General features: G+C 64.3%; 11 protein-coding genes and 1 tRNA gene. 4 read left to right on the top strand and 8 right to left on the bottom strand.

Features of this window, described 5'->3' with window-relative positions; all coding sequences use genetic code 11:
* Window positions 1–166: 166 nt before the first annotated feature.
* The 4 genes from gltB to SPHI_RS14090 form a co-directional block, all read right to left on the bottom strand.
* Window positions 167–4,684 carry a glutamate synthase large subunit gene (gene gltB / locus SPHI_RS14075; protein ID WP_076745593.1) on the bottom strand — a complete coding sequence of 1,506 codons (4,518 nt, stop codon included), beginning with the start codon at window positions 4,682–4,684 and terminating at the stop codon, window positions 167–169.
* 100 nt (window positions 4,685–4,784) lie between these two features.
* On the bottom strand, window positions 4,785–6,227 hold the full coding sequence (locus SPHI_RS14080; protein ID WP_076745594.1) for an NAD(P)-dependent oxidoreductase: 1,443 nt from the start codon (window positions 6,225–6,227) through the stop codon (window positions 4,785–4,787).
* A gap of 135 nt (window positions 6,228–6,362) precedes the next feature.
* Window positions 6,363–7,163 carry an undecaprenyl-diphosphate phosphatase gene (locus SPHI_RS14085; RefSeq protein ID WP_076745595.1) on the bottom strand — a complete coding sequence of 267 codons (801 nt, stop codon included), beginning with the start codon at window positions 7,161–7,163 and terminating at the stop codon, window positions 6,363–6,365.
* Window positions 7,164–7,219: 56 nt separating this feature from the next.
* Entirely contained in the window at window positions 7,220–8,146 is a 927-nt protein-coding gene (locus SPHI_RS14090; RefSeq protein ID WP_076745596.1) for a complex I NDUFA9 subunit family protein, read from the bottom strand.
* Window positions 8,147–8,246: 100 nt separating this feature from the next.
* On the opposite strand from SPHI_RS14090, the gene SPHI_RS14095 reads away from it, so the two are divergent.
* Window positions 8,247–8,333, top strand: a tRNA-Leu gene (locus SPHI_RS14095).
* 178 nt (window positions 8,334–8,511) lie between these two features.
* Window positions 8,512–9,741: a tyrosine-type recombinase/integrase gene (locus SPHI_RS14100; protein WP_076745597.1), complete on the top strand. Its 1,230-nt coding sequence runs from the start codon at window positions 8,512–8,514 to the stop codon at window positions 9,739–9,741.
* Between the two features lie 81 nt (window positions 9,742–9,822).
* Here the strand turns inward: SPHI_RS14100 and SPHI_RS14105 are convergent, their stop codons facing one another.
* Both SPHI_RS14105 and SPHI_RS14110 read right to left on the bottom strand, forming a co-directional pair.
* On the bottom strand, window positions 9,823–10,758 hold the full coding sequence (locus SPHI_RS14105) for a zinc-dependent alcohol dehydrogenase family protein (RefSeq protein WP_076745598.1): 936 nt from the start codon (window positions 10,756–10,758) through the stop codon (window positions 9,823–9,825).
* A 287-nt stretch (window positions 10,759–11,045) separates the two neighbouring features.
* Window positions 11,046–11,954 carry a sigma-70 family RNA polymerase sigma factor gene (locus SPHI_RS14110; RefSeq protein WP_076745599.1) on the bottom strand — a complete coding sequence of 303 codons (909 nt, stop codon included), beginning with the start codon at window positions 11,952–11,954 and terminating at the stop codon, window positions 11,046–11,048.
* Window positions 11,955–12,117: 163 nt separating this feature from the next.
* Between SPHI_RS14110 and SPHI_RS14115 the strand changes: the two genes are divergently transcribed.
* Together SPHI_RS14115 and SPHI_RS14120 are read left to right on the top strand one after the other, a co-directional pair.
* The gene (locus SPHI_RS14115) at window positions 12,118–12,573 is read left to right on the top strand and encodes a carboxymuconolactone decarboxylase family protein (RefSeq protein ID WP_076745600.1); all 456 of its coding nucleotides are present in this window, start codon (window positions 12,118–12,120) and stop codon (window positions 12,571–12,573) included.
* A 29-nt stretch (window positions 12,574–12,602) separates the two neighbouring features.
* On the top strand, window positions 12,603–13,082 hold the full coding sequence (locus SPHI_RS14120) for a carboxymuconolactone decarboxylase family protein (RefSeq protein ID WP_076745601.1): 480 nt from the start codon (window positions 12,603–12,605) through the stop codon (window positions 13,080–13,082).
* A gap of 116 nt (window positions 13,083–13,198) precedes the next feature.
* On the opposite strand, the gene SPHI_RS14125 is transcribed toward SPHI_RS14120, so the two are convergent.
* Together SPHI_RS14125 and SPHI_RS14130 are read right to left on the bottom strand one after the other, a co-directional pair.
* Window positions 13,199–13,453: a DUF3253 domain-containing protein gene (locus SPHI_RS14125; protein ID WP_076745604.1), complete on the bottom strand. Its 255-nt coding sequence runs from the start codon at window positions 13,451–13,453 to the stop codon at window positions 13,199–13,201.
* A gap of 26 nt (window positions 13,454–13,479) precedes the next feature.
* Window positions 13,480–13,752 (bottom strand): UvrB/UvrC motif-containing protein, encoded by a 273-nt coding sequence (locus SPHI_RS14130; protein ID WP_076745602.1) that lies wholly within the window; start codon window positions 13,750–13,752, stop codon window positions 13,480–13,482.
* Window positions 13,753–13,895 lie beyond the last annotated feature (143 nt).

Below are 13,895 nucleotides of genomic sequence, written 5' to 3' on the forward strand. Positions count from 1 at the left end.
GAATCAGATGCTGCCGCTCCCCGTCGTCGAAGGTAGCTGCGCCGCTCACCTGAGGTGCAACACCTCCGCGTCCTCCGCGCCTCTGCGCGAAACAACCTTCTTCGCGCCTTCGCGTGAACAATCTCCCGCACGCCGCCGACCAGACGGACGCGCGGGAAGCTGAAACCTACTCCGCCGCCTCCATCGCCGGCGCGTCATCCAGCGGGTGCGTCAGCCGCTCGAGCATCTCACGCGGCACCACCTGCCAGAACCGGCCGACGCTGCGCTCCCAATCCTCCAGGATCCCGCGTGACCATTTCGAGTCCGTCGTCTCGGCGTGGCGCTCGATAAGATCGCGCAACACGCCCGCCCAATGCGCGGAGGCGAGACGCTGCCATGTGATGCTTTCCGGGTTGGCGCGCCGCGCGAAGCTGTCGTCATGGTCGTAGATGAACGCCATGCCGCCCGTCATGCCGGCGCCGAAATTCTGCCCGACACGGCCCAGCACCACCGCCACGCCGCCGGTCATATACTCACACCCGTTCGCGCCGCAGCCCTCGACCACCACCGTTGCGCCCGAGTTGCGCACCGCGAACCGCTCGCCTGCCTGCCCCGCCGCGAACAGCGCCCCCGAGGTCGCGCCATACAGCACGGTGTTGCCCAGGATCGTATTCTCCTGGCTGCGCAGCGGTGACGATACCGCCGGCCGTACCACGATGACGCCGCCGGACAGGCCCTTGCCGACATAATCATTGGCGTCCCCGAACACCTCCAGCGTCACGCCCTTGCACAGGAACGCGCCGAGGCTCTGCCCCGCCGAGCCGCGCAGGCGAATGGTGACGTGATCGTCGTTGAGCGCGCTCATCCCGAACGCGCGCGTGATCTCGCTCGACAGCCGCGTGCCGACCGCGCGGTGCGTGTTGCGCACCGAATAGGTCAGCTGCATCTTTTCACGCCGGGAGAAGACCGCCGCCGCATCCTTGATGATCTGCGCATCCAGGCTGTCGGGCACTTCGTTACGGAAGGTGCTCAGCGAGAAGCGCCGCTCGGCATCGGTCGCATCGACCTTGGCGAGGATCGGGTTGAGGTCGAGATCGTCGAGATGCTCCGCGCCGCGGCTCACCTGCCGCAGCAGCTCGGTGCGGCCGATGATCTCGTCCAGACTGCGGACGCCGAGCCGAGCGAGAATATCGCGCACCTCCTCGGCGATGAAGGTCATAAGATTGATGACCTTCTCCGGCGTTCCGACGAACTTGTCGCGCAGCTTGGGGTCCTGCGTGCAAACGCCGACCGGGCAGGTATTGGAATGGCACTGGCGCACCATGATGCAGCCCATTGCCACGAGGCTCAATGTGCCGATACCGAACTCCTCCCCGCCGAGGATCGCAGCGATGACGATATCGCGGCCGACACGAAGCCCGCCGTCCGTGCGCAGCTTGATCCGACCGCGCAGGCCGTTCAGCGTCAGCACCTGGTTGACCTCGGACAGCCCCATTTCCCACGGCGTGCCGGCGTACTTGATGCTCGTCTGCGGCGACGCGCCCGTCCCGCCAACGTGTCCCGAAACAAGGATCACGTCGGCATGCGCCTTTGCGACGCCCGCCGCGACGGTGCCGATGCCGGCGGATGAAACCAGCTTCACGCACACCCGCGCGCGCGGATTGATCTGCTTCAGATCGTAGATGAGCTGCGCCAGATCCTCGATCGAATAGATGTCGTGGTGCGGCGGCGGCGAGATCAACGTCACGCCGGGCGTCGCATGGCGCAGCTTGGCGATGAACTCGGTCACCTTGAAGCCGGGCAGCTGCCCGCCCTCGCCGGGCTTGGCGCCCTGCGCGACCTTGATCTCGATCTCGTCGCAGGCGTTCAGATATTCCGCGGTGACGCCGAACCGCCCGCTGGCGATCTGCTTGATCACCGAATTGGCGTTGTCGCCATTCTCGTACGGCTGATAACGGATCTTGTCCTCGCCACCCTCGCCCGACACCGCCTTGGCGCCGATGCGGTTCATCGCGATCGCCAGCGTCTCGTGCGCCTCCGGCGACAGCGCGCCCAGGCTCATCCCCGGCGTGATGAAGCGCTTGCGGATTTCGGTGATCGCCTCGACCTGATCGACCGGCACGCCTTCCGCCGGAAAGTTGAACTGCAGCAGATCGCGCAGATACACCGGCGGCAGATCGCCCACCCCGCGCGAAAATTGGAGATAGGTCGAATAGCTGTCGTTCGCGACCGAGCTTTGCAGCAGATGCATCAGCTGCGCCGAATAGGCATGCGGCTCGCCCGTATGGCGCTGGCGATAGAAGCCGCCGATCGGCAGGTTGACCACCGCCTCGTCATAGGCGGCCTCGTGGCGCTCCTTCGAATTGACGTGAAGCGAGGCATAGCCCTCGCCCGAGATCTTCGCCGGCATGCCCGGAAAGAAATCGTTGACCAGCGAGCGGCTCAGACCGACCGCTTCGAAATTATAGCCGCCGCGATAGGAGGAGATCACCGCGATCCCCATCTTCGACATGATCTTGAGCAGCCCTTCCTCGATCGCCTTGCGATGGCGCTTGAGGCATTCGTCGATCGACAGATCGCCGAACAGCCCGCGGCTCTGCCGATCGACGATCGCCGCCTCGGCCAGATAGGCGTTCACCGTGGTCGCCCCGACGCCGACGAGCACCGCATAATAATGCGTGTCGAGGCATTCCGCCGTCCGGACGTTGATCGAGGCATAAGAGCGCAAGCCCCGGCGCACGAGATGCGTGTGGACCGCGGCCGCCGCCAGCACGCCGGCAATCGCGATCCGATCCGGCCCGATATGCTCGTCGGTCAGGAAGATTTCGCTCTTGCCCTGCCGCACCGCCTGCTCCGCCTCGTTGCGGATGCGCTGGATCGCGACGCGCAACTTCTCGGGCCCGCCATCAGCGTCGAACGTGCAATCGATTTCCGCCGCGGCACGCCCGAAATAGGTCTTCAGCCGCGCCCAGTCGGTCGACGTCAGCACCGGTGAATCGATCACCAGCACGCGCTCGCGGCTGTCCTCGGTATCGAGGATGTTGGCGAGATTGCCGAACCGCGTCTTGAGCGACATCACATAACGTTCGCGCAAGGAATCGATCGGCGGGTTGGTGACCTGCGCAAAATTCTGCCGGAAGAACTGGCTGATGATCCGCGGCTTGTCCGAAATAACCGCAAGCGGCGTATCGTCGCCCATCGATCCGATCGCTTCCTTGGCCGTTTCGACCATCGGCGACAAGATCAGCTCCATATCTTCCAGCGTCTGCCCCGCCGCGACCTGACGCCGCGCGAGCTCGGCGCGGTCATAGCGCGGCACGCCGCTGGCGGGCGCGGGGGGCAGGTCGTCGATCGTCGCGAAATTGCCGATCATCCCAGCATAGTCCGCTTCGGCGGCGATCCGGTCCTTGACCTCGCGATCGTGGTACAGCCGGCCCTCGGCCAGATCGACCGCGATCATCTGGCCCGGCCCCAGCCGGCCCTTGGCGATGATCGTCGATTCCGGCACCACCACCATGCCGCTTTCCGATCCGACGATCAGCAAGCCATCCGCGGTCTGCGTATAGCGCAGCGGGCGAAGGGCGTTGCGGTCCATCCCCGCCACCGCCCATCGGCCATCCGTCATCGCCAGCGCGGCCGGCCCGTCCCACGGCTCCATGACCGAGGCGAGATATTGATACATGGCGGCATGTGCGGCCGGCATGTCATCCGCAACGTCGCTCTGCCACGCTTCGGGCACCAGCATCAGCTTGGCGGTCGGCGCATCACGGCCCGAACGGCAGATCGCCTCAAACGTCGCATCAAGCGCCGCCGTGTCCGACGCACCCGCCGGGATCACCGGCTTGATATCCTCCGAATGCTCGCCGAACGCGATCGACGCCATGCGGATTTCATGGCTGAGCATCCAGTTTTTATTGCCGCGGATCGTGTTGATCTCGCCGTTATGCGCCAGGCAGCGGAACGGCTGCGCAAGCCACCATTGCGGGAAGGTGTTGGTGGAATAGCGCTGGTGAAAGATCGCGACGCGGCTTTCGAACCGCTTGTCAGTGAGGTCGGGGTAGAAGACCGACAGCGATTCCGCGAGGAACAGCCCCTTGTAGATGATCGAGCGGCACGACAGCGAACAGATGTAGAAGCCCTGGATCTGCGCCGCGATCACCCGCTTCTCGATTCGCCGGCGGACCAGATACAAGTTCTTCTCGAACTCCGCCGCGTCGACCGCGTCGGGCATCGGGCCGGCGATCATGATCTGCTCGATCTCGGGCCGCGTCGCTTGCGCCTTCATGCCGATGACGGACACGTCGACCGGCACCTGCCGCCAGCCATAGATCGTATAGCCGGCCTCGATGATCGCGCTTTCCACAATCGTGCGGCACGTCTCCTGCGCGCCGAGATCGGTGCGCGGCAGGAAGATCATGCCCACCGCCAGCCGGTTCGGCAGCACCTTGTGCCCGCCCATGGCGATCGCATCGTCAAAGAACCGTACTGGCAGGTCGACGTGCAGCCCGGCCCCGTCGCCGGTCTTGCCATCCGCATCCACCGCGCCGCGATGCCACACCGCCTTCAGCGCATCGATCGCGGACTGGACGACACGGCGCGACGGCTTGCCGTCGGTCGCGGCAACCATGCCGACGCCGCATGCGTCGCCCTCGAATTCGGGCCGGTACATGCCCTCACTGGCGAGCCGTTCGCGCTGATCGATCATGCCACGTAACCCTTGGATTGAAGCTTTAGAAGAAGTCCGCCGCGGATGCTTCCGAGGAGCGGCCGCAGTGCGCTCGCCCGGCCAGGCTCACCGGATAATTTCACGCCGCCACCATGGCTCGGGCCGCGGCCTTCACCTTCAGATACTTGTGCATCTGCGCCGCCACGTCGCGTCCATCCCGGATCGCCCAGACGACCAGGCTCGCCCCGCGCACTATGTCGCCGGCGGCGAATACACCATCAAGGCTGGTCATCAGCGTCTTGCTATCAACCAGCACCGTTCCCCAGCGCGTAACGCCCAGTTCCGGCGCATCCCACAGGTGCGGTAGCTCCTCCGCATCGAAGCCCAGAGCCTTGATCACCATGTCGGCCGGCATGTCGACCGGGCCGCCGGGATCCACCTCCGGCGCCCGCCGGCCGCTCGCGTCGGGCGCACCGAGCCGCATTCGATTAGCGCGCACCGTTTCAACACGATCGCCATGGAAGGAGTGCGGCGCCGAGAGCCACACGAACTCGGCACCTTCTTCCTCGGCGTGCGCCACTTCGCGCTGCGAACCCGGCATGTTGGCGCGGTCGCGGCGATACAGGCACTTCACGCTCTTCGCCCCCTGGCGGATGGCGGTTCGCACGCAGTCCATTGCGGTGTCGCCACCACCGATCACGACCACGTTCTTGCCGTTCGCGTCGAGTGCGCCGTCGTCGAACGCCGGCACCGCATCGCCAAAGCTCTTGCGGTTGGAAGCGGTGAGATAATCAAGCGCGGCGATCACGCCTCGGGCTTCATTGCCCGGAACGTCGATCGCGCGCGCCTTGTACACGCCTGTCGCGATCAGCAGCGCATCGTGGCGCCCACGCAGCTCGGCCAGCGTCGCATCCTCGCCTACCGCAAAGCCTTCGTGGAATACGATTCCGCCCGCCTTCAACCGCTCGACACGGCGCATCACCACGGGCTTCTCCAGCTTGAAGCCGGGGATGCCATAGGTCAGCAGCCCGCCGGCGCGGTCGTGCCGGTCATAGACATGCACCTCATAGCCATTGGCGCGTAGATATTCTGCGGCGGTAAGCCCCGCGGGCCCCGCCCCGATCACCCCCACCGATTGACCGCGCGCCGGCCCGGGCACCAGCGGCTCGACCCAGCCTTCATCCCACGCCTTGTCGGTGATGAATCTCTCAACCGAACCGATCGTCACCGCGCCATGACCGGTGAACTCGATGACGCAATTGCCTTCGCACAGCCGATCCTGCGGGCAGATGCGGCCGCAGATCTCGGGCATGGTGGAGGTGGCGTTCGACAGCTCATAGGCCTCGCGCAGGCGCCCTTCGGCGGTCAGCCGCAGCCAATCGGGGATGTGATTGTGAAGCGGGCAATGCACGGTGCAATAAGGCACGCCGCATTGCGAACAGCGGCCCGCCTGCTCCTCTGCCCTTGGCACAGCGTAGCGATCCGCGATCTCGCGGAAATCTTCCGCCCGCGCCTCTGGCTCCCGCTTGGACGGGTAGGACTGCGGCGTCACGACGAATCGAAGCATGGTATCAGCGGCCATATGCCCTCCAGGAAATGTGGTTCTCACATCACCCAAACGGCATCAAGTCAGCATTGCTTACCTATTCGCGCAAATATCGCACCAAATCTTCGTTCCGCCGCTTCAATCTCGCTTAAAGAAGGTCTGGTACCGGTCCTATTGCGCTGACAGCATCAACAAAGCGGCTGCTCCGGCGGCGATCCGGTACCAGGCGAACGGCGCAAAGCCGTGCTTCGTGACCACCGCCATGAACGCCTTCACCACTGCCAGTGCGACAACAAACGACACCACGGTGCCCACCGCGATCAGCTGCAGATCGTCGCCGGTGATCGCGTCGCGGTGCTTGAACAATTGCAGCACGGTCGCGCCGGACAGGGTCGGCAAGGCAAGGAAGAAGGAAAACTCAGCCGCCGTGCGCCGGTCGATCCCCAACGCCATCGCCCCCATGATCGTCGCGCCCGACCGGCTGACGCCCGGGATCATCGCCAGGCACTGAACCAGGCCGATTTTGGCCGATTGTGCCGTGGAAACCGCCGAAATGCCGCCGATCGTCTCCGTCTTTGCCAGTTTTTCTACCACCAGGATGCCGAGCCCACCGATAATCAGCGCCCAAGCGACAACCGCGGCGCTTTCCAGCAGCGCCTCGATCTGGTCGTTGAACACGAGGCCCAGCGCGACCGCGGGCACGAAGGCGATCAACAGGTTGCGCACGAAGGCGATCGACTGCTTCTCGCCCCGGAACAGGCCGGAAAGCACCGCCATGAAGGTGCGCCAATACAACACCACCACCGCCAGGATCGCGCCCGGCTGGATGGCGACGTTGAACACCGCCCAGCGCTGCGGATCATAGCCCATCAGTTCGGTCGCGAGCACCAGATGCCCGGTCGAGGACACGGGCAGGAACTCGGTAATCCCCTCGACGACGCCGAGGATGATCGCGGTCAGCAGGTCGGACATGACAGCCTTTCAGGTCGCCCGGCGCTGCGGGCTCAAGCCGGGAACATCGGAAGGGATCAGGCCGCAGTGGGCCGCGCGAAGCGCCCCGCGCGTTGGTACCGCACCAGCCAGCCCGGCGCGACCGCCGCCAGCGGCGTCGGCGTAATGCCAAGCGCATGCAGTCCTTCGGCATTCGGCGCCACGACCGAATCGCTCTGCAAGAGCTTCCACTGATCGCGCGAGATCGGCGCGCCCGGCAGCGCCGCGAGCAGTCCGCCCAGCGCATCCGGCAGTGGCACGAACGAGGGGTCGCGCCCGATCTGTCGCGCGATCCAGCGCTGCAATTCCATCATTGACAGCACATCGGGGCCGCCAAGCTCGAACGTCCGGCCGCCGAAGCTCTCCGGATCACGAAGCGCGGTCGTAACGGCCTCACCCACGTCAGCCGCAAACACCGGCTGAAACCGCGTGTCGGGCTTCAGCACCGGCACCACCGGAAAGCGTGAGATCATGCCCGCGAACATGTTCACGAACCGGTCCTCGCGGCCGAATACCGTTGACGGGCGCAGGATCGTGGCGTTCGAGAACACCTCCCGCACCGCCGCTTCGCCGTGCCCCTTGGTCTGGGCATAAAGCGATGCGCCGCCGGGATTCGCGCCTGTGGCGGAAACATGCACCAATGCGGCCACGCCTTCGCCACGCGCCGCCTCGGCCAGCGCCCGCGGCCCGGCAACGTGCAGCCGCTGGAGATCGCCGCCAAAGCTACCCGCCAAGTTCACCACGCCGTCCGCGCCCGCGATCGCCCGAGCGATCGTGTCGGGGCGGGTGATATCGGCCGCGACGAACTGCGTCTGCCCGAGCGCACCGAGCGGCTTCAGATACCATGCCTCGCGTGGATCGCGTTGCGCCACCCGAACGCGCGCGCCGGTGGCCAGCAGCGCCTGTGCGACATAGCGGCCCAGGAAACCGCCACCGCCGATCAGCGTGAACAGTCTGTCTCTCATGTAACGCTCCGCCGGGGAAAATTTCGCCCCGCCCCTAGCCGCGCAACGTACCTGTTGACAAGGCTGCCACCCCGGCCCTAGAGGCGCCGGCCTACCCCGTGCCCAGATGGCGGAATTGGTAGACGCACCAGCTTCAGGTGCTGGCGCTCGCAAGGGCGTGGAGGTTCGAGTCCTCTTCTGGGCACCACTTTCTGGCGCTAAGTGCGTCCAGCAACGTCCAGCAAGCGGCTGGTTTGACAGCATAAATCGACGGATGATCGCCGGCTAAATTTCCGGTGACGTCCGGCTAGGACCACCAACAGCACCCCCACGATTGGGGTGCCTTTGATGGCCCCGGATCGACCCGGCTTGCTGGGATGATTCCAATGCTCACTCACATCAAGATCACGTCCGCGAAGCCCTCAGAAAAGCTCTACAAGCTTCACGATACCCTCGGCCTGTATCTCGCGGTCAAGCCCAACGGCTCCAAACTGTGGCGCATGAACTACCGTTTCCTGGGCAAGCAGAAGACGCTTCACCTGGGGAAATGGCCTGCCGTCGGTCTCGCCGCCGCCCGCGCGAAGCGGGACGAGGCCCGCGAGCAGATTGCGGCCGGAATGGACCCTGCCATCGAAAAGAAGCGGGCACGGATCGCCGCCAGGCACGCGGCAGCCACCACGTTCGAGCTGGTTGCGAAGGAATGGCTGGTGAAGTGCGAGCGCGATGGATTGGCGCCGGTCACCACCGACAAGATCCGGTGGCTGCTCGAAAAAGCCTATCCGGTCATCGGTGACCTGCCGATCGCCCAAATCACGCCTCACGAGGCGCTGGCCGTCCTGCGCAAGATCGAGGCGACGGGGGCTTATGAGAGCGCCCGGCGCATGCGCAGCGTGCTCAGTCGGGTGTTCCGCTATGGGGTTGCGACAGTGCGATGCGACAAGGACGTCGCAGCGGATCTGCGAGGCGCGATCGCGACCCCGAAGCCCAGGCACTTCGCCGCCATTACCAAGCCCTCAGAAGTCGGTGCTCTCCTGCGCGCCATCGACGGCCCTGACCGCTTGCCGGTCAGGCGCATGGCGATGCGTCTCTCCCCGCACGTGCTCCTGCGCCCGGGCGAACTCAGGCAAGCTCAATGGTCCGATATCGATCTGGAGGAGAGGGTCTGGTCGGTGCCAGCCGAACGGATGAAGATGCGCCGGCCGCACCGGGTGCCCCTATCCCGTCAGGTGATCGGCATGCTCGAGGAGTTGCATGCGCTTACGGGTCGCTGGCCGCACATGTTCACTTGCAGTGTGCGTCCGCGCAACATGATGTCCGAGAACGTCGTGAACCAGGGGCTACGTCGACTCGGCTACACGCCGGACCAGATGACGGCTCATGGCTTCCGAGCGATGGCGGCCACGCTTCTCAACGAGATGGGCGAATGGCATCCCGACGCGATCGAACGCCAACTTGCACATGTCGATACCAATCAGGTCCGCCGCGCCTATGCACGCGGCGAATACTGGGACGAACGCGTGAAGATGATGCAGCGCTGGTCCGACTACCTCGACGAGCTGCGCGACGGAGGCAAGATCCTGAGGCCGAACTTTCCTCTGAGCAGCCGGGCTTGCTGACGAGCTCGTGGAACGCTGGCAGGGCACTCGACGCCAGCGTTCCATGCTCCCTGTACTGTCGAGTGCTGTCTCGCGCGGAGGTCACGTATAAGGTTGCATCCGGAGCATGATCTTGCCCCGGCGTCCGCTGCTGCGGTTATGGGCCAAGGCTGCTCGAAATGCCTCAAGTGGATAGCTCGCCTCGATTAAAGAGGAGGCCCGGCCGGTGCGAATCTCCGAAAAGCACTCGGACATCGCATTGTGGAAGGCTTCCCTTGGCATCGCATGCACATGGTCTCTCAGCCGGAAGAGGGTCATGCTGGCTTGGCCGGCGTGGGAGAGTGGCTGGCCTGACAGCAGGCCGTAGTGGAGGAGCAGGCCGCCCGGCTTGATGGCTGCACCGAGGAGAGTGCCGGGCGCACCCCCCGCCGCATCGAGACCACTGTCCAGTGCTGGAAGGGAGCATCCCTCCTCAACGACTTCGGCACACTCGGTCGAAATGGACTGGCGCGCCGCGAAGGAGCGAATGATTCCGACAGGACGCGCGCCCCGCGCCGCCAGCATTCGTATCAACATACGCCCGATCGCTGATCCTGCCGCCGTCACTCCGATGCGGTCTCCGGGCTTGGGCGCGAGTCTTCGAACCATGAGCAAGGCCGTGAGCGGATTTATGTAGGCGGTGGCGGCCTCGTCGTCGTCCAAGTCCTCCGGCACCGTCACACACCAGTCAGCGGGTAGTGTCTTCCAGCTCTGCCAACATCCCGCTGTGCCCAGCGGAAGCACTCGGCGGCCGATCAACACTGGGTCTATTCCCTCGCCGACGTCCGCCACGACGCCGACGCCCTCGAAGCCGGGTATGAAGGGCAGCGCGGTTCGGTGGCGGTAGGCCCCGGTAACGGGGATCAGGTCGGATGGATTGATTGGGCTGGCCCGCATTCGCACCAGGACCTGCCCTCGCTCGACGAGCGGCCGGTCGGCTGTCTCAAGGGAGAGAACTTGATCGGGTGCCCCGAAACTATGTGCTGCAATGCGGAACATGATGGTCAGGATATATGGTGCACAGCTTTCAGAAAGCGGCCACCCTACATTCCAACAGTAAGCGCTCCTCGGTCAGTCCTCCGGTCGCCCAAAGGCAGTCGGTGTCGTGTGCGAGAGCGTTCGAGTGTTGACAGGAAACCGGGCAGAAGCACGGTCCGAGCTGCCTGTCCGAATGGCCAAGCGGGAACGGCGAATAAGCGCCCCAATTCCCGCCCTCTGGCCTCACTTGAGGCACTCCTAGAAGCGGCCGTTCTGCGTGGCTCAGGGGGGAGCCTCGGTCGGTTGATCTAGCCGATCATTGCGCCTGCCAGATGCTGCAACTTGTCGGGGTTGCGAACGATGTAGATCGCTGCGATCTTGCCGTCCCGTATATCGAGGGCGGTAGTTTGCACGAGGCCGCGATCGACGCTGATGTAGCCAGGCAGACCATCAATCTCGGCAGTGCGTAGCAGTTGGGCGGTCGGCGCGTTCTTGCGCTGCAGTCCGGCGAACAAGCGCAGCGCGCGATCAACGCCGCGGATCACGTTGCGGAAGGCCATGACCTTGCCGCCGCCGTCCGAGTGGATCTCCACCTCTTGGGCGAGCAGCGAGGCAAGTGAGGCGGTATCGCCATCGCGTGCGGCAACGAAGAACGCCTGAGTTATCCGGTCTGCCTCGGCTGCTTCCACGCTGAAGCGCGGTCGCGCGGCCTGGATATGCTTGCGTGCGCGAGAAGCCAGCTGGCGCACAGCAGCCGGCTCCCGACTAAGCGTCACCGCTACGTCGCTCAGAGCCACATCGAATACGTCGTGCAGCAGGAAAGCTGCGCGTTCCAGCGGCGACAGGCGCTCCATCGCGAGCATCAGCGTGACCGTGAGATCGTCGGCAATCGTTTCATCGGGATCGGTCGAGCCCACCAGCGGGTCTGGCAGCCATGGGCCGATGTAAGTTTCGCGGCGCGAGCGAGCGGATTTCAGGCGATCGAGGCATAGCCGGGTGACGACCCGCGTGAGATAGGCGGCGGGCGAGTCGATGCCACCCTCGACCTGCTCCCATTTCAACCAGCTATCCTGGACCACATCCTCGGCTTCACTGAACGAGCCGAGCATTCGATATGCCAAGCGGAGAAGACGCTTCTGCTCGCACTGAAAGTCGGCCAGGCGAGAACTTGGTCCGATCGTCTGTGCTGACACCTTCACGCTGTCGACCTTCGTCATCTTGCGTCGCTCCAATGGTTCCCCTGATCTGACGAGCCAGCCCGCCGCAGTGTGACATGGTCGCGGGCAGAACCAAAAATCTCTTGAGCATGTCACATCGCCGGAGCCCGCCTCGTCAGTGCAGCGAGCGTCGATTGGACGCTGCTGTGAAAGGAACGATGGCATGAACGAGACCAAGAGGCTGGTGTGGCATGAGGTTGCGCCCGCGGGCGCCAAGGCACTGTTCGGCGTGCACCACTACGTAACAACGGGCACCAACTTGCCGGAAGAGATGATCCACCTCGTGTTCCTGCGCGTGCCGCAGATCAACGGCTGCGCGCACTGCATCGACCTGCATACGCGCGACCTGCTCAAGACAATGTCGCTCGACAAGGTGGTGCTGCTGCCGGTGTGGGCTGAGGTGCCGCACCTCTTCGATCCGCGATACCGCGCAGCCCTTGCCTGGGCCGAAGAAGTTACGCGTGTCAGCGAGACCCATGCCTCGGACGACGCCTATGCCGCAGTAGCGGCAGTGTTCGAGCCACGTGACTTGGTCGACCTGACCATCGCGATCGCGGCGATGAACGCCTTCAACCGGCTTGGCGCGCCATTTCGTTTGCCGGTCAAAGCCAAGCCCTGACACTTCCCGACGTATTGGATCTACTGATCATGACCGAACGACTAAATCACATGCGCCAGGTGCCGGCGCTGACGCAGAAGCTCACCGAACTTACCCTCACACTCAAGAAGGGGACAGTCGAGCAGACCATCCTGAGCTTGATCGAGATACGAGCGTCGCAGCTCAATGGCTGTGCCTTCTGCCTCGACATGCACGTCAAACAGGCCAAGCTCCACGGCGAGCGCGAGCTGCGCCTCCACCACCTCGCGATCTGGCGTGAATCGACCCTGTTCAGTGATCGCGAGCGCGCTGCACTGACATGGACCGAAGCGCTCACCCGGCTCTCGCCCCACGGCGTGGCAGACGATATCTACGCGGACGCACGCGCGCAGTTCTCGGAAGATGAGCTCGTCTACCTCACCTACATGGTGATGGTGATCAACGCTTGGAATCGCGCCTCGATTGCGTTCCGGTCGGTGCCCGGGTCGCAGGACAAGGCTTTTGGGCTGGATAAATCAGGGCTGTCTTGATCGAGAGCATGAGTTATTCGTCGAGCGGTCGCCCAAAGGCGCTCAAGTGAAATGAACGGCCGCTCGTCCGAAGCTCGCAGTCTTCCGCTTTGCGCCCCAATATCGGCCGTCCGAATTCACAGGCCGCTTTCCCGCGAGCTGCCATTCGCGCGCGCGATCCGATATGGTCCGCACCGCGCCGATAGCGCTCTGCCTTTCCAGCTTAGCGTGATGCTTTCCGCATCCATCAATTGATCCACTGCAGCATGGACGATCGGCATCGCGGCGCGCCAATCGAGCTCAGTCTTCGCGGACCCCGCTGCCGCAATCCTTCGTGCGACCTCGCTTGGGCATATTGTTACTCCAAGGTCGCGCTCGGCTAGTAGAGCCATCACAGCCGCGCTCGCTATGTCGCTCCTCACTTCCCTTTCCGACCAGACGTCATCAGATCCGGTTTCGGCGGCGGTTTCCACCCTGGCGGAGGAGTCGGTCGCTGTCGGCTCGTACCGAGCCCCATCGCACCCGGTTGCTGTCGAACCAGACCCGACGTGTCGCTTTTTGCCACGTCAGCAGCAGTCGCTCCGCCTCGCATAAGATTGATGCGGTCACGAATGCGCTGCGCTTCCTCGAAATCAAGTGCGTTCGCTGCAGCATCCATTCTGCGTTGGAGATCCTCGATTTTATCGCTCATCACCTCCTAACGCGCGTGACCTGCTCCCCATTTTCAGGCCGCTGATAAGTTAGCTTTGGTGTCCTCATGCCTTTGGCGGGGGCGGTTGGTGAACTCGGCGGGTGCCATGCCGCCAAGGCTGCTGTGCGGACGCACGGTGTTGT

The sequence above is a fragment of the Sphingomonas jeddahensis genome (genome assembly GCF_001981525.1).
Lineage (GTDB): Bacteria > Pseudomonadota > Alphaproteobacteria > Sphingomonadales > Sphingomonadaceae > Sphingomonas > Sphingomonas jeddahensis.

What these genes read in the sequence shown, in the direction of transcription:
- gltB (WP_076745593.1), bottom strand. Translation starts at nt 4,684, where the DNA reads ATGATCGATCAGCGCGAACGGCTCGCCAGTGAGGGCATGTACCGGCCC.
- SPHI_RS14080 (WP_076745594.1), bottom strand. Translation starts at nt 6,227, where the DNA reads ATGGCCGCTGATACCATGCTTCGATTCGTCGTGACGCCGCAGTCCTAC.
- SPHI_RS14085 (WP_076745595.1), bottom strand. Translation starts at nt 7,163, where the DNA reads ATGTCCGACCTGCTGACCGCGATCATCCTCGGCGTCGTCGAGGGGATT.
- SPHI_RS14090 (WP_076745596.1), bottom strand. Translation starts at nt 8,146, where the DNA reads ATGAGAGACAGACTGTTCACGCTGATCGGCGGTGGCGGTTTCCTGGGC.
- SPHI_RS14100 (WP_076745597.1), top strand. Translation starts at nt 8,512, where the DNA reads ATGCTCACTCACATCAAGATCACGTCCGCGAAGCCCTCAGAAAAGCTC.
- SPHI_RS14105 (WP_076745598.1), bottom strand. Translation starts at nt 10,758, where the DNA reads ATGTTCCGCATTGCAGCACATAGTTTCGGGGCACCCGATCAAGTTCTC.
- SPHI_RS14110 (WP_076745599.1), bottom strand. Translation starts at nt 11,954, where the DNA reads ATGACGAAGGTCGACAGCGTGAAGGTGTCAGCACAGACGATCGGACCA.
- SPHI_RS14115 (WP_076745600.1), top strand. Translation starts at nt 12,118, where the DNA reads ATGAACGAGACCAAGAGGCTGGTGTGGCATGAGGTTGCGCCCGCGGGC.
- SPHI_RS14120 (WP_076745601.1), top strand. Translation starts at nt 12,603, where the DNA reads ATGACCGAACGACTAAATCACATGCGCCAGGTGCCGGCGCTGACGCAG.
- SPHI_RS14125 (WP_076745604.1), bottom strand. Translation starts at nt 13,453, where the DNA reads ATGGCTCTACTAGCCGAGCGCGACCTTGGAGTAACAATATGCCCAAGC.
- SPHI_RS14130 (WP_076745602.1), bottom strand. Translation starts at nt 13,752, where the DNA reads ATGAGCGATAAAATCGAGGATCTCCAACGCAGAATGGATGCTGCAGCG.